Origin of the sequence: Psychrobacillus sp. L4 (genome assembly GCF_042944905.1) — a bacterium.
Taxonomy (GTDB): Bacteria; Bacillota; Bacilli; order Bacillales_A; family Planococcaceae; genus Psychrobacillus.
This window is the reverse complement of sequence record NZ_CP168496.1, coordinates 439,689-458,595: the sequence shown is the minus strand read 5'-3', so window position 1 is coordinate 458,595 and position 18,907 is coordinate 439,689. Positions and strand designations below refer to the sequence as shown.

General features: G+C 34.9%; 17 protein-coding genes. 11 read left to right on the top strand and 6 right to left on the bottom strand.

Going from position 1 to position 18,907, the window contains the following annotated elements:
• Nucleotides 1-84 precede the first annotated feature (84 nt).
• From ACEPXG_RS02245 to ACEPXG_RS02230, 4 genes are read right to left on the bottom strand one after another with little or no spacing between them, the layout of a single operon-like run.
• Nucleotides 85-1,083: an ABC transporter ATP-binding protein gene (locus ACEPXG_RS02245; RefSeq protein ID WP_391207044.1), complete on the bottom strand. Its 999-nt coding sequence runs from the start codon at nucleotides 1,081-1,083 to the stop codon at nucleotides 85-87.
• Nucleotides 1,080-2,093 (bottom strand): ABC transporter ATP-binding protein, encoded by a 1,014-nt coding sequence (locus ACEPXG_RS02240; RefSeq protein WP_391207042.1) that lies wholly within the window; start codon nucleotides 2,091-2,093, stop codon nucleotides 1,080-1,082. Before ACEPXG_RS02240 ends, ACEPXG_RS02245 begins: the two co-directional genes overlap by 4 nt.
• 11 nt (nucleotides 2,094-2,104) lie before the next feature.
• Nucleotides 2,105-3,025, bottom strand: a complete 921-nt coding sequence (nikB, locus tag ACEPXG_RS02235; RefSeq protein WP_391207039.1) for a nickel ABC transporter permease — start codon at nucleotides 3,023-3,025, stop codon at nucleotides 2,105-2,107.
• A 14-nt stretch (nucleotides 3,026-3,039) separates the two neighbouring features.
• Nucleotides 3,040-3,942, bottom strand: a complete 903-nt coding sequence (locus ACEPXG_RS02230; protein ID WP_391207036.1) for an ABC transporter permease — start codon at nucleotides 3,940-3,942, stop codon at nucleotides 3,040-3,042.
• Nucleotides 3,943-4,141: 199 nt separating this feature from the next.
• Here ACEPXG_RS02230 and ACEPXG_RS02225 point away from each other — a divergent pair, with 199 nt between their 5' ends.
• The 7 genes from ACEPXG_RS02225 (at nucleotide 4,142) to ACEPXG_RS02195 (ending at nucleotide 11,679) form a co-directional block, all read left to right on the top strand.
• Nucleotides 4,142-5,716, top strand: a complete 1,575-nt coding sequence (locus tag ACEPXG_RS02225) for a glutathione ABC transporter substrate-binding protein (RefSeq protein ID WP_391207033.1) — start codon at nucleotides 4,142-4,144, stop codon at nucleotides 5,714-5,716.
• Nucleotides 5,717-5,775: 59 nt separating this feature from the next.
• Nucleotides 5,776-7,017, top strand: coding sequence for an amidohydrolase family protein (locus ACEPXG_RS02220; protein ID WP_391207031.1), 1,242 nt, complete (start codon nucleotides 5,776-5,778; stop codon nucleotides 7,015-7,017).
• A complete protein-coding gene (locus tag ACEPXG_RS02215; RefSeq protein WP_391207028.1) occupies nucleotides 7,014-8,228 on the top strand; it encodes an amidohydrolase in 1,215 nt (404 codons plus the stop codon). Before ACEPXG_RS02220 ends, ACEPXG_RS02215 begins: the two co-directional genes overlap by 4 nt.
• A 76-nt stretch (nucleotides 8,229-8,304) precedes the next feature.
• Complete coding sequence (locus ACEPXG_RS02210) at nucleotides 8,305-9,201, top strand: DMT family transporter (protein WP_391207025.1); 897 nt, start codon at nucleotides 8,305-8,307, stop codon at nucleotides 9,199-9,201.
• Nucleotides 9,202-9,255: 54 nt separating this feature from the next.
• A complete protein-coding gene (locus ACEPXG_RS02205) occupies nucleotides 9,256-10,101 on the top strand; it encodes a class I SAM-dependent methyltransferase (protein ID WP_391207022.1) in 846 nt (281 codons plus the stop codon).
• Nucleotides 10,102-10,110: 9 nt separating this feature from the next.
• A complete protein-coding gene (locus tag ACEPXG_RS02200) occupies nucleotides 10,111-10,416 on the top strand; it encodes a nucleotide pyrophosphohydrolase (protein WP_391207019.1) in 306 nt (101 codons plus the stop codon).
• 168 nt (nucleotides 10,417-10,584) lie between these two features.
• On the top strand, nucleotides 10,585-11,679 hold the full coding sequence (locus ACEPXG_RS02195) for a hypothetical protein (protein WP_391207016.1): 1,095 nt from the start codon (nucleotides 10,585-10,587) through the stop codon (nucleotides 11,677-11,679).
• 898 nt (nucleotides 11,680-12,577) lie between these two features.
• Here the strand turns inward: ACEPXG_RS02195 and ACEPXG_RS02190 are convergent.
• Complete coding sequence (locus tag ACEPXG_RS02190; protein WP_391207013.1) at nucleotides 12,578-13,945, bottom strand: DUF4179 domain-containing protein; 1,368 nt, start codon at nucleotides 13,943-13,945, stop codon at nucleotides 12,578-12,580.
• Complete coding sequence (locus tag ACEPXG_RS02185) at nucleotides 13,938-14,459, bottom strand: sigma-70 family RNA polymerase sigma factor (RefSeq protein ID WP_391207010.1); 522 nt, start codon at nucleotides 14,457-14,459, stop codon at nucleotides 13,938-13,940. The genes ACEPXG_RS02190 and ACEPXG_RS02185 overlap by 8 nt, the downstream gene beginning before the upstream one ends.
• Nucleotides 14,460-15,147: 688 nt before the next feature.
• Between ACEPXG_RS02185 and ACEPXG_RS02180 the strand changes: the two genes are divergently transcribed.
• From ACEPXG_RS02180 to ACEPXG_RS02165, 4 genes are all read left to right on the top strand, one after another.
• Nucleotides 15,148-15,582, top strand: a complete 435-nt coding sequence (locus ACEPXG_RS02180) for a hypothetical protein (protein ID WP_391207008.1) — start codon at nucleotides 15,148-15,150, stop codon at nucleotides 15,580-15,582.
• 152 nt (nucleotides 15,583-15,734) lie between these two features.
• Entirely contained in the window at nucleotides 15,735-16,955 is a 1,221-nt protein-coding gene (locus ACEPXG_RS02175) for a histidine kinase dimerization/phospho-acceptor domain-containing protein (protein WP_391207005.1), read from the top strand.
• A gap of 73 nt (nucleotides 16,956-17,028) precedes the next feature.
• On the top strand, nucleotides 17,029-18,324 hold the full coding sequence (locus tag ACEPXG_RS02170) for an ATP-binding protein (protein WP_391207002.1): 1,296 nt from the start codon (nucleotides 17,029-17,031) through the stop codon (nucleotides 18,322-18,324).
• A 115-nt stretch (nucleotides 18,325-18,439) separates the two neighbouring features.
• Nucleotides 18,440-18,595 carry a YfhD family protein gene (locus ACEPXG_RS02165; protein WP_391206999.1) on the top strand — a complete coding sequence of 52 codons (156 nt, stop codon included), beginning with the start codon at nucleotides 18,440-18,442 and terminating at the stop codon, nucleotides 18,593-18,595.
• Nucleotides 18,596-18,907: the final 312 nt, after the last annotated feature.

Genomic DNA, 18,907 nt, shown 5'->3' with positions numbered 1-18,907 from the left:
GATGCATACGTCCTTTCTAAAATACCTCATTCCATTATAGTATCTTCATTATGACTAATAGTAAATCGTACAAGTGACCATTTTTTATGATAGTAATTCCTCTGCAAAATGACAAGCGACCGAATGACCAGTATCTATTTTCCTTAGTAAAGGTTCTTCTTGTTGGCAGCGTTCCGTAGCAAATGGACAACGTGTATGAAATCTACAACCTGTAGGAGGATTTATAGGAGATGGAACGTCCCCTTTTAAAATGATCCTTTCCCTTCTCTTTGTTTCATCTATTACAGGAATAGCTGACAGAAGAGCTTTCGTGTAAGGATGCATAGGATTGTTAAATAGAGAAGACTTATCCGCAATCTCTACAACTTTTCCTAAGTACATAACCATAACACGATCCGAAATATGTCGAACGACACTTAAATCATGAGAAATAAATAAAAATGTTAGATCAAACTCCTTTTGGAGCTTTTTCAATAAGTTTAATATTTGCGCTTGAATCGATACATCTAACGCAGAAACTGCTTCGTCACAAATAATTATTTCCGGATTTACAGCTAGCGCTCTTGCTATTCCAATTCGTTGGCGTTGTCCCCCAGAAAATTCATGTGGATATCTTTCCAAATACTCTGGACGTAACCCAACATGTTTCATCAGTTCTAACATTCTATCCTCTCTCTTATTAGGAGGGAGTACTTTTTGTATCGCCATTGCTTCCTCTAACATTTGACGTATCGTTCTTCTTGGGTTTAACGAAGCATATGGGTCTTGGAAAATCACTTGAATATTTCCTCTAACATTACGTAACTCTTTTTTATTCATTTTCAAAAGAGATTCACCTTTAAATAATACATCTCCATCAGTCGGTTCATCTAAACGTAAAATAGATCTTCCAGTTGTCGATTTCCCGCATCCTGATTCACCTACAATACTTAATGTTTCTCCAGGATACAAATCAAAGTTAATACCATCAACTGCTTTTACAACTTGTTTCGGTTGGAAGATTGCCTCTTTTTTCAATGCAAAGTGCTGCTTTAAGTCTGAGACTTTTAACAATGGATTTTTCTCTTTGAGAAGATTACTCATAGCGCTACCCCCTCTTTTGTTAAACTATCTTGCCATTCATCTGAATACTTCCAACATCTAACTTTGCTATTTTCATCATACTGAATAAGATTTGGTTGCTTTTGGACACAAATATCCTTTGCAAACGGACATCTTTCCGCAAATCGACAACCTTCCGGATATTCATATGGACTCGGTACAGTTCCTTCAATAATTTGCAGTTCTTCCTGATCTTCATATAGCTTTGGAAGGGATCCGATTAGGCCTTGTGTATAAGGATGCAAAGGATTTTTAAATAAATCTTTTGTATCTTGATGTTCTACAATTTGCCCCGCATACATTACGCCAACTTGATCACACATTTCAGCAACAACCCCTAAATCATGTGTGATGAAAATAATGCCCATGCCAATTTTCTTTTGTAAATCTTTCATGATTTCTAATATTTGAGCCTGAATAGTTACATCTAACGCAGTAGTTGGCTCATCCGCAATTAGAACTTCAGGAGTGCAAGCTAATGCCATCGCAATCATAATTCTTTGTCTCATACCACCACTTAGTTGAAAGGGTTCCTGCTTCGCTCTTTTTTCAGGCGAAGGGATTCCAACAAGACCAATCATTTCAACTGATTTATCCCATGCTTGTTTTTTGGACAATCCTTGGTGTAATCGGAGCGCTTCCGCGATTTGCTCACCTACTGGAATAACTGGATTTAAACTAGTCATTGGTTCTTGAAAAATCATCGAAATGCGATTTCCTCTTATTTTTCGTATCTCTTCTTCAGACATTGTCACTAAGTCTTGTCCCTTCAATAATACTTGCCCATCTACAATTTTCCCTGGTGGTGATGGTATTAATCGAAGAATAGATAGCGAAGTCATAGATTTTCCGCATCCTGATTCTCCAACTATCCCCATCGTTTCGCCTTTTCTTAAAACAAAATCTATGCCATCTACAGCTTTTGCCGTACCTTTATTGGATATAAAATGTGTTTTTAAGTTTTTTACTTCTAAAACAACTTCATTTGTCATTTTTTATCCCCCTAGTTCAAATCGATTCGTTTATTGAAAACTTTATACATAACGTCTACTAACAGATTCACGAAGACAAAAACTAAAGAAGCAACTAGTACGCCGCCTTGTACCATTGGAATATCTCTTGTTCTTATTGCATCGACAATCATCCGACCTAATCCATTTATAGCAAATACAGACTCTACTAAAACAGTACCACCAAGTAAACTACCAAATTGTAGCCCTACAACAGTAATAACAGGAATTAATGCATTTCTTAAAGCATGCTTATAAATAATGACATGTCCTTTAAGACCTTTTGCTTTCGCTGTTCGTATATAGTCTTGCCCAACTACCTCGAGCATACTTGAACGAGTCATACGGGCAACAATAGCTGCTCCTCCTGCTCCGAGTGTAATAGCAGGTAAAATAATATGCGCTGTACTATCCCATCCAGCTACCGGTAGCCACTGAAGCTTTACAGAAAATACATACATTAGTAATAATCCTAACCAAAAACTTGGGAGAGAGATTCCGATTAGTGCGACAACCATTACACTAATATCGGAAAATGAATATGGCCTTACCGCGGAAATAATTCCTGCGATTAACCCGAGTACGATTGTGATCATAATACTAAAAAATGCAAGCTCCATTGTAATAGGTAAACGAATCATAATTTCATCCAAAACTGGTTGATTGTTTTTAAGAGAATTTCCTAAGTCTCCTCTAAATACATTTCCCACGTATGAAAAATACTGTTCATGAAGTGGTCTGTTTAAACCTAAATTTTCTCTTAGCTCATTAACCGTTTCTTTTGATGCTCCTTCACCTGCCATAATAACCGCTGGATCACCTGGTACCATTTGCATAATTAAAAACACAACTAAAGTGACACCTAATATGACAGGAACTATTTGCACTAAACGTTTCAAAATAAATAAAAACATAAGAAATCCCCCTTTTATTTTTTCGTCCTTGGATCTAAAGCATCGCGCAAACCGTCTCCAAACAAGTTAAAGCCCAATACTAAAATCGCAATCATTAGACCTGGAAAAATAGCCATGTAAGGTGCACTGAAAATAAAATCTCTTCCACTAGAAAGCATTGCACCCCATTCTGGTGATGGTGGTTGTGCACCTAGCCCTAAGAATGACAATCCCGCTGCTGACAATATCGCTGTTGCAAGTCTTAGTGAACCTTGAACAATAATCGGTGATAATATATTAGGAAAAATGTGTCGGAAAATTATAATGAAATCATTTGCCCCTAATGTTCTAATAGCATCTATATACTCCAGCTTTTTCACTTCCATCGTCGAACCACGAACAATTCTTGCAAACAAAGGAATTGAAAAGACTCCTACTGCAATTGTTACATTAATAAGACTTGGACCTAGTGCACTAATAATTGCTAAAGCTAATAAAATCCCTGGGAATGCAAGCATCACATCTAAACAACGACTAATGATCGTGTCTACCCATTTACCATAGTAGCCAGCGACTAGCCCAAGAGTTATTCCAAAAAACGCTCCAAAAAAGACGGAGGAAAAACCTACTCCTAGTGATAATCGAGAGCCATATAAGATTCGACTTAAAATATCTCTTCCTTTATCATCCGTTCCCATCCAATGGGCCATAGATGGAGATTGTAACTTGTCTGGAAGATTAATCTCATATGGATCATATGGGGATAATATAGGTGCTAATAAAGTGAGCGATATATATAGAAGAATTATTACTCCCCCTACTGCAGCCGCCTTATTTTGACCAATAGTCATAAAGAATGTTTTCCACTTTTCTTTTCGAATTTTCTTTCTTGCCAAGATTAACTTTGCTGAATCTACTTCAGTACTATTAATTGTCATTTAATTAACCCCCTCGTTCTGCTTCCTTTTCGTTATAAGGTAACATCACGATATATAAGAAAAGAAAGAATGTAAATAGACATAGAAAGAATAGTCAAAATACTTTAAAAAATAGTAAAGATTTTAAAAATAATATTAATTCTTTTATTTATAATTGAGAATTAGCAATACAAATAATAATTATTTGGAGGAAAACTCAATGAAGAAGTTTAAGTGGATTCAGATTTTCGCATTAATGTCTATATTGATGTTAATTATGCAAGGTTGTTCTACCGGAAGTTCAAGTAAAGGTGAAGAAAAAGAAGACAAGCAAGTTGCAAGCGGGGACAAATCTGGAGGAAAGCTTGTTGTAGTTCGCTTATCAGATGCCACTGGTCTTGACCCACATTTCATAACAGATATACCTTCCGCTAATGTTGTTCACGGAAAAGTATATGAAACGCTACTTGCTTTTGATAAAGACAGAAATTTTGTTCCATTACTTGCAACAGATTGGAATCCAGTAGATGATTTAACTTGGGATTTCACATTAAGAGAAGGTGTGAAGTTCCATGACGGTACACCTTTTAATGCAGAAGCAGTAAAAGCTACATTTGATCGATTACTAGACCCAGCAACAGGATCACCACAGAAAGATAAATTAGGAATGATCTCAGAAGTAATCGTAAAAGACGATACACATATAACACTTAAATTATCAACACCATATGCTCCATTACTTTCTATTTTAGCAAGCAATGAAGGAAGCATTCTTAGCCCTAAAATGATTAATGAAACTCCTGATCAATTAGCAACACATCCAGTAGGAACTGGTCCATTTGTTTTTGATTCTTGGAAATCAGGACAAGAGATAACCTTAAATAAAAACAATGATTACTGGGGAGAAAAAGCTAAAGTGGATAGTGTAGTATTCAAAGTTGTTCCGGAAGATGCTACTCGATTAGCTATGATTGAAAGCGGAGAAGCTCATATTTCTGATCAAGTTCCCGTAACAGAGATTGAACGAATTGAAAACTCTGATAAAATGAACCTATTCAGAACGGATGGTTTAGCAGTTGAGTATGTAGGATTTAACACGACAAAAGCTCCTTTTGATAATGTGAAAGTCCGTCAAGCAGTTAGTTTTGCAATTGAAAGAGAAGCTATTATTTCAGGTGTTTACAATAACGTTGGAACTCTTGCAAACGTTGCGATGAGTCCACAAGTATTTGGATACAGCAAAGACGTTAAAGCATATCCGTATGATGTAAACAAAGCAAAATCTTTGTTAAAAGAAGCTGGTTACGATAAAGGTATCAAAGTTACTTTATTAACGAGCGACCGTAAAGAACGAATTAATATGGCTGAAGTTATTCAATCTCAACTTAAAGGTATTGGGATAGATGTTGAAATTCAAGTAATGGAATATGGTTCATATATTCAGCAAATCACAAATGGAGATCATCAAATGTTTATTGGCGGTTGGGGTAACGCGACTGGTGATGGAGACTACAATCAATATAACCTCTTCCATTCAGCATCTATTGGTGCACCAGGGAACCATTTCTATTATCAAAACCCTGTAGTAGATAAGCTTATCGAACAAGGTCGTGTAGAAACTGAGCCAAGCAAACGACAAGAAATCTATAAACAAGCAATGCAAGTTGAAATGGACGACGCTGTATATGTTCCAATTAGAAACTACGAGCATTTAGCAGTTTATAATAACAATGTAGAAAACTTTAGATTAGACGCTTCGAATTACCTGATTTTAAATGAAGTGACAGTAAAATAATACACTTCAAAGAGACTGGTAATACTCCAGTCTCTTTGAACTTATTGGGAGGATAAAAGATGAAATCTCTACTTATCAAAAATGCTCGCCTTGAAACTGGCTTTACTTATGAAAATGGACGTGTTGCTCAAACCGAAACAGATTTATTTGATGTACTAATTCAAGATGGAAAAATTATTGAAATAGAAAAAAATATGGAAGGCTCTGATTTTGAAGTAATTGAGGCTAACGGCAAATTACTTATGCCTTCCTTCAGAGAAATGCATATCCATGTAGATAAAACGTATTTTAGTGGTCCTTGGAAAGCGTGTAAACCTATAACAAAAGGAATACTAACTAGAATTGAAGAAGAACAAGAATTACTACCAGCCCAACTTCCTTTTGCATTAAACCGTGCGGAAAACATGATTGAATGGCTAATTTCACAAGGACACACACATATTCGCTCTCATTGTAATGTGGATCCTCAAATCGGAACAAAACATATTGAAATTACAAAAGAAGCTTTCAAAAAGTTTGAAGACCAGGTTACATATGACATCGTTGCATTTCCACAACATGGGTTATTGCTTTCAAAAGTAGAACCATTAATGAGAGAAGCTATGAAAATGGGTGCTACATTAGTTGGCGGTGTTGACCCAGCCACTATTGACCGTGATATCGACCGTTCGTTAAACCTTACAATGGATATTGCCGTAGAATCAGGACGTGGAATAGATATTCATATTCATGATCCGAATTCCCTTGGTGCTTTTGAGTTTTATAAACTAGCAGAACTAACGAAACAAGCTAAAAAAGAAGGACAAGTTACGATAAGCCACGCAATAGCTTTAGGCGATCTTCACGGGAAAGAATTAGAAGAATTAGTTGCAGTGCTTGCGGAAACAAAAATTGATGTTACATCGACAGTTCCAACCAACCGCCCTACTATTCCAATTCCTTATTTACATGAAAATGGAGTCTTCGTTTCTGTCGGTCATGATAGCTTAACGGATCACTGGTCTCCTTTTGGTACGGGTGATACAGTAGAAAAATTAAGTATTTTAGCAGAAAGATTTAAATTTATCGACGAATATTCATTAAATCGTTGTTGGAAATATGCTTCTGGTGGGATTACCCCTCTTAACGATATAGGGACTAGAGTTTGGCCTCAAAAAGGAGATTTAGCAAATGTACTTCTACTCGATGCTGTATGTTCAGCACAAGCAGTAGCTAGAAGACGTCCTATAACACATGTTATTTCAAAAGGAAATATTGCATATACAAATGAGGCTGTTCTAGCGAAGGAGGTTACAAAATGAGTAAAGTAAAATGGCTTTCTAATGTAAGATTAGAAACTGGTGAAAGATTATTAGGTAATGGAACAGTTGAAACAGAAACTGCTTTATTTCATTTAAAAGTAGAAGAAGGGAAAATTGTAGATCAATTAGCAGCGAATGAAGCTATCCCAGACGGCATTGAAGTGATCGATATGCACGGAAAGCTTGCACTTCCTACTTTTAAAGAGATGCATAATCATTTAGATAAAACGTATATGACATTAGACTGGAAAGCATGTACTCCCGTCGCTAACTTAAAAGAACGTTTAGACCTAGAAGCAAAAGAATTATCTATGTTAGCAAGCAGCGCACAGCAACGAGCTACGAAAATGATTGAAACATTGCTTCAATATGGTTCTACGCATATTCGTACACATGTTAACATTGATCCGTATATCGGTTTGAAAAACTTAGAAGGTGTTATTGCTGCACTGGATTCATTCAAAGGCAAAGTAACTGCTGATATTATCGCATTCCCACAGCATGGATTATTACGTGAATCTGTACCTCAATTAATGCGAGAAGCAATGAGAAATGGAGCAACAATGGTTGGAGGATTAGATCCCGCTGGAATTGATAATGCCATCGAAAAATCTCTGCATGAAGTGATGGATATCGCAACTGAGTTTGATGCTGATGTTGACATTCACTTACATGACGGTGGATTCGTAGGTTATTATACAGCGGATAAGTGGATTGATATCGTAGAACAAGCAAATTATCAAGGGCGAACTGCTTTGAGTCACTCATTCTGCCTTGGAGATATCCCTGTTCCCCAGCAAGTTGTTGTAGCAAACCGTCTTGCTGAATCGGATGTAGCCATTATGTCTACTATCCCAATTAATATTAATCGAGTGATCCCACCGATCGACTTGCTAGATGCACACGGTGTAAAAGTACACTTCGGTTGTGACGGTTTTTACGATTCATGGAGTCCATATGGTACAGGTGATGTATTAGAAAAAGCTACACGCTTTTGTGAACTTACTCGAAAAATTGATGAGAAGTCATTAAGAAATGCACTTAAATGGGTAACAGGTGGAGTAGTTGCTTTAAACGCAGACGGCAAAAAAGTTTGGCCAGAAGTTCAAGATGAGGCAAGTTTTGTCTTTTTTGATGCAACTTCTTCCGCTGAGGTCGTTGCTAGAAAACCAAAAAACCGTTTAGTTATGGTAAAAGGTGAATTATTATAGAGAAAGAAGAGAAAGAGTTTATGCCTCTTTCTCTTTTCAATTTTTTTCAAACTGAAAGGAAGATATAACCATACCTATGAAGAAACAGTTGTTTACATATTTAATTCTTATACTCTGTGTCATAGCTTGGGGAAGCAACTTTGTCTTTGGATCCATTTTAGTTGCTGTATTCGACCCAAGTATAATCGCATTTTTTCGACTAATATTTATCCTTATTTTCTTGTTATTCATGACCTATCGAAATATTAATTTCAAGGAAATAACTTTACACAATTATATTTGGCTAGCTGTAGCCGGTTTTATAGGTGTATCGTTGAACCAATGGAGCTTTTACGCTAGCCTTCAATATACCGAGCCTGTCACAGCCGCATTGATCCTCGCCTTATCTCCAATTGTTACAGCATTGCTCTCCTCTTATTACTTTAAGGAGAGAAAAACTTTTCCGTTTTGGATTGGTTCCTTTATCGCATTACTTGGAGTTTGGCTAGTTATTACAAAAGGATCGTTCCTTATACCAAACCTTGGTAAAGGTGAAATATTAATTAGTTTAACGATGTTATCCTTTTCAATTTTCTTAGTTTTTGTTCAACATTTATCTAAATCCATACACCCTTCTACCATTACCTTATTCAGCAATATCTTTGGTCTAATTGGGCTACTTCCTTTTGTTCCTTGGCATAAGACCTATCTTGTCTTGTCTGTCCCATTTTCCTATTGGTTATTACTTATAATAACTGCGATTATTATGCATGGATTATGCACGTACTTATGGAATAGCTCTATCCAAAAAGTCGGCGCTTCAAAAGCCGCGCTTTTGTTAAACCTTGAGCCATTTGTTGCAATGATTTCCGGACTTTTGCTGTTAGGAATTAGTATTCAACCATTACAATTGGTCGGTGCTTTTGTTATTGTTATCGGTGTTTCTATTTCGCTCCGGACAAAATCAAGTCATTCACTTTCTATTTCCGAATAATGTATTAAAATTTTCAATCAACTTATGTATAATGCTTTCATAAGGAGCGATGAAATGAATAATCAAATGATTGAAGAGATTGTTAAGTGCATGCCACCAAATGAATATGACCCTACTATTCAAAGCCTCCAAACAGAGCATCGGCTAAAATTAGTGAACTTTTGGGATATAAAAGTTGGTAGCAAAGTGCTAGAGATTGGCTGCGGCCAAGGAGATACAACAGCAGTATTGGCATACATTGTTGGGGATGAAGGATTTGTATATGGAATAGATATAGCTTCACCTAATTATGGAAGTCCTGTTACATTAGGAGATTCTATAAATTTTTTAAAGAACTCATCTATAGGTAATCGTATAAAAGTAGACTTTGAAGTTAATATACTGTCTTCTAAAGTAAGTTTTCCAGAAAATGCTTTCGATTATATTGTCCTATCTCATTGTTCTTGGTACTTGAAATCACCTAAAGAGCTCCATGACATATTGAAGAAAATAAAAAAATGGGGAAATACATTATGCTTTGCTGAATGGGACACAAGAGTTCAGACAAATGAACAACTTCCCCACTTCTTATCGGTGCTTATTCAAGCACAATATGAGTGTTTTAAAGAAAGTAGCTTATCCAATGTTCGAACACTCTTCACCCCTAAAGACATTCAAAGCATTGCAGAAAGTGCGGGATGGCAAATAGAAGCTGAAAAAACCACTGACTCTTCTCAGCTTCAAGACGGGAAATGGGAAATCGAAAACACATTGGCTAGTTACGAAGAAGTGCTTCAAGCAGCTAATCATTTACCTCATAAATTTCAAGCATTGATTCAATCGGAAATTTATTTATTAGAAGCGGCTAGTAGCCAAGGCAATGTTAAATCGATGTCTACTTATACTTTTTTAGCAAAGTGAGGAAACTATATGAATGAACTAACAGAGGAAATACTAAAATTCCGAGATGATCGAGGTTGGGGAAGAAATCACGATGCTCGTAGTCTCGCTATTTCGATTTCTTTAGAAGCAAGTGAACTATTAGAGCACTTTCAATGGGTTTCAGCTGAGGAAGCAATAAAAAAGGATAACCAAGGAATCATAGATGAAGCAGCAGATGTATTTATTTACCTTCTACAGTTTGCCAATTTGCTAAATATTGATTTAAAAGAAGCCGCTCAACAAAAGATGGAGAAAAATGCTTTAAAATACCCCTTCGCTTCCTTAACAAAGTAAACAAAATTAGATTTTATAGTAAAAACGTTTAATTTTAACAATAGTTAAACCAATATATGGTCAGTAAACCATATATTATTACTAGTATTCAACCTAAAAATACAATATTCTTATTGAGGCTTACTAAATACAATTACTGTAAGACTATCGAAATTTAGGGGAATATGCATGAAAAAATTATTATCTATCTTATTGGCAACAGGACTAGTTGGAGCAAATATATTTACTCCATCTACCGCAGAAGCAGCATCTTTTTCACAAGCAGAATCTCTTGTTAAAATAGCAGAACAAAATGCAGGCGCTTTGAAGTGGCAAATTTCATATGAACTTACGAAAGAAATTAAAAACCCTGATATGAAAATTTTTAACGCAACAAAAGATTCGTACTTAAAAGCAAAGGCAGAAATAGCTAAAGTAAGTGTGAAAGATAAAGTAAAGTTAGAAAAACGTCTAGAAGATAATGTTGGTATTCACTATACTCGCGCAATGGGATATATTGATGCAATCACTTCCGGGAAAAAAATCGTGGATAAAGCAAACCAATTCAATACTTTATATGCAGCAAACCCAACTTCTGATGTAACGGAAAAAAGTTATCATGAATTATCTAGTGAGATTCGTAAACAAGCAATCTTACTATACCGTGTTTACGGAAAATCAACACGAGATGCAATATTAACTAAATACAAAACACCTGGTGAAAAAGCTCTTCAATCATCCAAATATGTAATTACTGCAAAAATGCATTTAGATAAATTGGACGATTTGATTACTAAAAAAGCGGACCAAAAAACTGTTGAAGCAAATGTTTCAGAATTCTTCGACTTACTAGATGAAATTAATGATGAATCGATAGTAGACGATTTGTACAATGCTTACAAAGAAAGTATTAGAAAGGATTCAAACTTTCTAGCACAAGAGAAGGAAATTATGGAGTTCTTTAAAAAAGCGGACGAGTATGCAAATGCAGAAAATCTTGACGCAATGCTAGGTCTTTATAGCGCAGAATACCCTGGTTATGACACTCTTAAAGAAATAATAGGGGCAACTTTTAAAGATTTTGATGTAAAATATGAGACTCTTGGTTTAGAGGTTCATTATATTCTAGGTGGTTCTGCATTAGTTACTCAAAGTCAAAAGGCAATTATTGATGAAAAAGAAACACTTGAATATACCACTACTTACCTTTTAGAAAAAGATGACGCTGGCAACTGGAAATACGTAGATGTGTTAGATAAATCTGATTCGGAAGATGTAGAATAATATATAACATACTGCAGCAATCTCGTAGAAATACGAGTAGCTGCAGTTTTTTTACATATTAAGAATAAGGATGTTTTTACAAGCACACACCCTATATGGAAACTTTACTTCATATTTAGCTAACACTTTTTCTATCTCCATTAAGAAAAGAGCAAACGTCCTTTAATTAAGTGCAACTTGTCTTTACTATTTCCAGAGTGCTTTGGACGAAACATTGGCTACACTGTTACCGTTGGAATTATGTAGTTAGTAGTGACTGCGTCACTTCCAACTACACTTTTTTTCGGTAATCTTGTGGCGGGTGTTTGTCCGTCGCCCTCTTGAATTTTGTAGAGACAAGGTACGTAAGGTTTGGTTAATGAGAGAATAAATCCTTTCCTATTCTTTTAAAAGCGGACGAAGATGCAATTTCGTCCGCTCAGCGCTTCTTTATCATTGGATGCTATCTATTTTTCTCAAATTCCACAGGATTATTGGTATTATCAAGTTTAAACGCTCAACTAAAAAGTTAATAGTTGTCATAGAGCGACTAACTGTAAGGTGAAAACAACAGATTCTTCACTGAAAGCAACCTATTTTATCGTGAAGGAAACCATTTCTCTATGTAAAGAGTTAACTTTATGTGAGATGGCACAAATCAGCGTTGGACAATCCTGTGCAACTAAAAACACAATGAATACGGTATTTTATATACTTTTTGTATGAAAACAGCTTCTTTATGCATATTCAAAAATTAAGAGGATATCCAATTATATTCAAAATAATACCGGTTGAAAGTTGAAGTTAGCTTTTTCCATGGTAGATGGTGGCTTTTGTGAAACCTGAGCCATGGTAGTTTTTTATTCTTTGAAAAAGGAGGTCCTTGAGCAATGAAGAATTGTTCAGAACCTCTTTTTTTCTATTTTATTTCTACCTGTACATCCCCTTCGATCCAAGATGGGTAAAAATCGAGATCGAATCGTATTGGGTTGCTAATAGATTCCGTCGGAAGTTCAAATTCAAGTTTTAATCCTTTTTCAGCCGTATTCATCAATAATCCATTTACATACTTTTTCCCTGGCATAGGATTAGTATAGTCATACTTTATAAAAAATTCTTTTCCTTCATTATCTAAAAAACTGGAGGATACTAACAGGTTGTATTCTCCGGTCACATCCATAATAAAACTAACTTTACTATTCTCAACTTCTAGATTTGAAAAAACTGACTCAGCAGGTTGTTTCAAAAACTTTTTTGATTCGGTATCGATTAAGATAAAAGCATCATCTTTATCAATTGCTCCTATTTTCCCAAACACTAATTTTAGCTTATCAGAGTTATTAAAGTATGGGCTTTGAGATGTAATAGTCCATTCAGTTTCATCTAAAATTCTAAACGAAGTCCCACCATTATTAAAAATCCATTCATCACCGGTATCATTCGTAAATTTCAAATTATCAAATGAAAAGATCTTTTTGGAGTTATTCGGATCAATTTTTAATTTAACTTCTGCACGAATCGGATTGATTGTAACTTTTTCAACTACAATTCGTTGCCCTTCAATCGTAACTTCCTTATTTAAAGCAATTGTTTTACTTACTACGCTAGACTTTGTAAACTTAAATGGAATTTGAAAATACTCAACTTTAGTTTCATTCTTCAAGCCAATTGTCCATAAAAGGTTACCATTACCTACTATATGATTTTCCATATATTCAAGTGTCATCATAGAGCTAAATACTTTATCTTCATTTATTGGTGGATTTGAACTCCAGAATGTAGTATCATGCACTGGTAAATCTCCATATTTTTCATTCATTAACTTTAAATATTTTATTTCTAAAGGTCGATTCTTCACGTTAGAATGCACTGAATAAAAAATAACTATACCTTTATAATCGGCAATTACTCCATCAAGAGTAACAGTTACACCGTTCTTAGTTTGAGATGCATTTATTGGTTGATAAAAGTCATTTTCAATCGCTGCTACTAATCCTTTATCTTGTTGTATAAGCGCAACTATCCTATCCAACCCAGGTATCGATGCAACTTTATTAGCGAAAGCGGGAGAAACATTTATAGATGTGACAAATGAGATGAGAAGAATTGCAGCAACTACAACTGACCATGAACTCTGTTTTATTAACTTCTTTCTTTTTAACGCTCGTTCCTTTTTCGCTTTTACAAAACCATTTCTTACTGCAAAATGTAGCTTGTCCATTGGCACATCTACTTTATCGATCGTTTTTTTCCTCTGCTCCAATTTCTTTTCTTCCTCCTCAAACACGTTTAACCTCCCCTTTCTCTTCAAAGTGGTTCCTAAATGCGCGTAATGCCTTATGTAGCCTCGTTTTAATTGTTCCTTCTGGTGTATTCCACATAATGGCGATGTCTTTTATTTTGACATCTTCAAAATACTTCAAGTGCAATAATTCTCTTTCGTAATCTGATAGATTTAAAAGAGCCTCCTCGACCTCTAAAAAAGTGAAATCTTCACTTACTCCTTGCATGCATAGTATTTTTTCCTCCAACACTTCCCGCTTACTTTTCTTAATAACATCTTGGCAATAGTTCATCATTATTCGGATGAGCCATGTTTTAAAATAAGCTGGCTCCTTCACTGTTTTTACACTGCGATAAGCCCTATATGTCACTTCCTGTACAGCCTCTAGTGCATCTCCTTCATTTTTCAAATAAGAGATAGCTGTTCGATATAATGCTTCTTCATAAGAATGAATTAATTCTAAAAATGCATCTTCATCGCCTTTTATTGCTTTTAGCACCAGTTTCTTTTCGCTCAAGATTTCACCTCATTTCAATTGTCCCTATCTATTAGACATGCAACTTAAAGAAAAGTTTTCAGAAAATAAAATACGCCTATTCTAACTATGATTCTGCTCAACTTTGCCGTGTGAAATGAATAAAATCATATTCCATTTGTTCGGAACCTGGTTTTTCTAAAAAAATTTCACATTTTTTAATTTAGCTTACTTCTATAAGTTTAGCCTTCCAAAATCCTTGCTAAATGTCCTTTACTGCTCAAAATTATTTCCATAGAGCCCAGCGAAGCTTCAGTAAGCTATTCACTTTGACTGGACAAACATGAAGATGCTATGGTTATTTTAGAAATGACATTTTTCAAATCTTCTTGTATAACAGTTGTAGCCCAATCATAACAATTGTTAGTAATAAACGAACAATAATTAAATATGAATGAATAAGCTTACTAAAACAATTCGCCTTCCTGATGCATAATACAGCATATACTTGAATAAGTTATACATGGCATAATAAAAGAAGCTATTTTATTTTTTGGTTGTTGGATAGCGGTCTTATGCGTTCGCTCTGTTACCTTAACTATATTATTATGCAATAAAAACGATTTTTCGCCTTATTTATTAAGAAAATATTCCCAAAATTGAAGATATTATATACAACTTAGGGTATACTTATAGTATGAGTCCGTGTAAATGTAAAGGAGGTATTCATATGTCCGTCGCTAGTGCAGCATCGCAAGTAAACCTGGATTTTCTAATAAATGATTTAGGTCTCCGTCAAGTATCAAATACTTCTGTATTTCGTAAAGGGAATATTTTTGTTATTTCACCATCCGTTCAAAATAAATCCAACACATTCGAACTCGGTGAATCTCTTATGAAAAAATATAATCACGAAAAAGATGAAGGCTACTTACTTATTCGTGTAAAAGATAAGTTTCTAATGGCAAAACTTCACTCTTTCCAACGAAAAATGATGACTTCTGAAACAGAAAAAAGCACCAAGAGCAAACCTTCTTTTTGGAAATTCAATGTGATTGAATCCATTATTCCTAGAATAGAAAACAGTGGAGACAGAGAATTAATGTATAAAATTCAATCCCCCTCTCCAAAGCAACTGATTACTTTTTTCAATAAAATCGATTAGTCAAAAAGCACCTTTCCTATTTTTCAATGGGCTAAGGTGCTTTTTTATTAAAAATCATAATAGAATATTCTAAATAATTATTTAACAAGCATTGTATATTTCTCTTTCTATAGTTACTATTAATTTATAACATTAGTAAAAGAGGTATATACATGGAAATCATAACAATGCATTTTCTATTTAATCTTTCTTTATTGATTATATTATTTTTTCTTTGTATTTTGATATCTAAAAGGTACGGTAGCATTCGCTTGGACAAGCGAACAGCCATGATTTATTTTACTGTCTCCTTAATACTCTGTTACTTATTCCCCTATCGTCTTGGCAATGAATTAGTATTAGATTTAAGAGATATTCCTTTTGTAATAGGGAGTCTCTATATGAGATTAAGTCCTATCCTTGCTCTCATACTCATCGTATTGCGGGGGTTCCATGGAATTGACTTCGGTTTTTTTTTGTCACTTGTAGTCTATTCTATCTTTAGCCTTATCTTTTGGTTCATTTATCCTTGGTTTCTTAAACTCACTTCTAAAAACCGCATACTATTCTCCACAGGTATTTCTTTATTTATAAGTGGAGGTATCTTAGTCATAGCACTATTTGTCGCATCCTCTGATCAAATGCTTGATTTGTTTTTTGCCTTTGTAATTGTTCCTCCGCTAGGGGTTGCCATGATTTCTTATATAATCGAAATGATCGAAAACAATATTCTTCTACAACAACTTTTAGTCAAAGCTGAAAAAATGGAAGCAGTTGAGCAAATGGGTGCTGCAATCTCTCATGAGATTCGGAATCCTTTAACAACTTCTATCGGATTTGTCGAGCTTCTTGACAAAGATTCTCTGAATCAAGAAAAAAGAAACCAATATCTGTCCATTTTAAAAAATGAATTGGATTCTGCCGAAAGAATTATACAGGACTATTTAGCCTACTCCAAACCAATTATTTCGTCTGTAGAAGCATTAAATATACAGAAAGAACTAACACTCGTCATTAGTTTATTGCAGCCTTTAGCTAACTATTATTCTGTAAAAGTATCGACTAATTTACTTTCAACAAAGTTAATGGAAGGTGATCGTTCAAAATTTCATCAATGTTTTATTAATATAATAAAATATTTTATTGAATGTATGCCAAACGGCGGTGCCCTAATAATAGAAACAGTAGATATTGGCACTAATATGATGATTTCCATACAAAATACTGGAGGAAGGAGGAATGAAGAACAACTAAATATGACTACCCACGGGATGACAGTTGCTTTCAATATTGTGAGGGCGATGAAAGGAACCATTGACGTTAAAAATAATAGTGGAAAAGAGACGGTCATTCAATTTACTTTTAAACCAATAAAAGTGCATCTAAAAAGATAGAGAAATCTGTTAAACATGCTTTATATCAAATCTAAGTTCTCTACGTATACTTTTGCTGAAGAGAGGTAATCCTTTGGAATTAACTATGCACTTATTTTTCAACCTTTCCTTGTTAACAGTATTATTGTTTTTTGGTATGTTATGGACTGATAGATTAAATAATATGGGATCAATTAAAATAGTTGCCACTCTTTATTTTGTTCTTAGTTTCCTCATTTGTTTTGCGTTTAGCTATCCAATACACGAAGGTTTCTTATTTGATTTAAAGAATATTCCTCTCGTGGTAGGCGGTCTATATATGGGTTTAGGCCCATTATTAGGTTTACTCACCATATGCATTCGAGGATTTTATGGTTTTGACAGTGGATTTTGGGTGACTGCCATACTTTACGGTGTAATCTCTTTCACGTTATGGCGACTTTCTCCCTTTTTTGTAAAACAATCATCTAATTACCGCATCCTATTTTCAGTAGGACTCACATTTCTATTTAGTTTAATACAGACGGTTTTGGAACTTATACATTTACCGTACCATTTGTATGATTTGTATTTTGCTTTTCTATTTATCCAACCATTAGCGGTTGGTATGATTGCATACTTTATTGAAGAAATATACAAAACGATTCTGTTACGCCATCAACTCTTACATACAAAAAGATTGGAAGCAGTTGAACAAATGGGTGCTGCTATTTCTCATGAAATCCGCAATCCTCTAACAGCTGCTATCGGCTTTGTTCAGCTTTTGCAAATGGAGAATATTTCAACAGAAAGTCGTATGCAATACCTTTCCATTATAAAAAAAGAGCTAAAATCCGCCGAAAGAGTTATTCAAGATTATTTAACTTTTTCTAAACCAGAAATCCGATTATCTGAAACCCTTTTCGTTCATGAAGAGCTACAGCAAGCTATTCAGTTATTGCAACCAACAGCCAATCGGAGTTCTGTCCAAATCGTTACGATCTTTTTAAATGAAATTATTATTATGGGAGATCGACAAAAATTCCATCAATGTTTGGTCAATATCATGAAAAATGCAATAGAAGCAATGCCTTCCGGTGGAGTATTAACAGTTGAATTGGAATCGACCCCAACAAATGTGAGCATTCTTTTCAAAGATACGGGAGCAGGAATGACATCTGAACAATTGGAACATTTAGGAGAGCCCTATTACTCGACTAAGGGAACAAGAGGGACTGGCCTAGGTATGATGGTTGTGTATAGCATCGTACGCACCATGAATGGAACTATTCATGTGGAAAGTGAAGTGGGAGTGGGTACGACATTTAAATTTACCTTTATTTCCTTACCTACAACTTTAGATAAAAAAGAGATAATTGAAGAAACAGAGAAATCTTTTGTTATGAATTGATAGATTTAACAAACGCCGCTGCACTGAGGAAACTATTCTTGGTGCTTTTTTATGATTAAAATGTGGTTTCTGAGCCATATTAAAAAGGTACGTAAAATGCGAAAGGAGAATTATAATGGGTAGAGATAATAAGCAAGGCAAAAGTAAAAACAAAGATACACTTCCTCAAACACCCAAAAACCAAAAAATAAAACCAAATGAAGTGCAAGAAGAATTTTCACGGGAGTTTGCTGAACTAGGACAAAATATGACGAATAAAAAACGGAAATAAAGAAGAAAAGCGCAATTGACCTTTAGGAGTATCTAGTCTTCACCAAGTCCCGAGTACTTTGGACTAAACCTTGACTACACTATTAACGAGTACTTTGTATGGAGAATCTTGTGGTGGTGGTTTATCCATCACCCTCTTGAATTGTGTGAAGGCAAGGTGCATTTGGTTTGGATAATTAGGGATAAAGTCCTTCCCTACTCTTTTAAAAGCATCCGAAGATACAATTTCGGATGCTCTTCACTTCTTTATCCATGGATACTTTCTAGTTTTCTATTGCTCCAAAGACATATACAAGTACTACCAAACATAATA

Bases quoted from the DNA above. Each gene is read 5' to 3' on its own strand.
- ACEPXG_RS02165 (WP_391206999.1), top strand. From the start codon at position 18,440: ATGGGTAGAGATAATAAGCAAGGCAAAAGTAAAAACAAAGATACACTT.
- ACEPXG_RS02220 (WP_391207031.1), top strand. From the start codon at position 5,776: ATGAAATCTCTACTTATCAAAAATGCTCGCCTTGAAACTGGCTTTACT.
- ACEPXG_RS02230 (WP_391207036.1), bottom strand. From the start codon at position 3,942: ATGACAATTAATAGTACTGAAGTAGATTCAGCAAAGTTAATCTTGGCA.
- ACEPXG_RS02215 (WP_391207028.1), top strand. From the start codon at position 7,014: ATGAGTAAAGTAAAATGGCTTTCTAATGTAAGATTAGAAACTGGTGAA.
- ACEPXG_RS02240 (WP_391207042.1), bottom strand. From the start codon at position 2,093: ATGACAAATGAAGTTGTTTTAGAAGTAAAAAACTTAAAAACACATTTT.
- ACEPXG_RS02205 (WP_391207022.1), top strand. From the start codon at position 9,256: ATGAATAATCAAATGATTGAAGAGATTGTTAAGTGCATGCCACCAAAT.
- nikB (WP_391207039.1), bottom strand. From the start codon at position 3,025: ATGTTTTTATTTATTTTGAAACGTTTAGTGCAAATAGTTCCTGTCATA.
- ACEPXG_RS02195 (WP_391207016.1), top strand. From the start codon at position 10,585: ATGAAAAAATTATTATCTATCTTATTGGCAACAGGACTAGTTGGAGCA.
- ACEPXG_RS02180 (WP_391207008.1), top strand. From the start codon at position 15,148: ATGTCCGTCGCTAGTGCAGCATCGCAAGTAAACCTGGATTTTCTAATA.
- ACEPXG_RS02200 (WP_391207019.1), top strand. From the start codon at position 10,111: ATGAATGAACTAACAGAGGAAATACTAAAATTCCGAGATGATCGAGGT.
- ACEPXG_RS02245 (WP_391207044.1), bottom strand. From the start codon at position 1,083: ATGAGTAATCTTCTCAAAGAGAAAAATCCATTGTTAAAAGTCTCAGAC.
- ACEPXG_RS02225 (WP_391207033.1), top strand. From the start codon at position 4,142: ATGAAGAAGTTTAAGTGGATTCAGATTTTCGCATTAATGTCTATATTG.
- ACEPXG_RS02210 (WP_391207025.1), top strand. From the start codon at position 8,305: ATGAAGAAACAGTTGTTTACATATTTAATTCTTATACTCTGTGTCATA.
- ACEPXG_RS02175 (WP_391207005.1), top strand. From the start codon at position 15,735: ATGGAAATCATAACAATGCATTTTCTATTTAATCTTTCTTTATTGATT.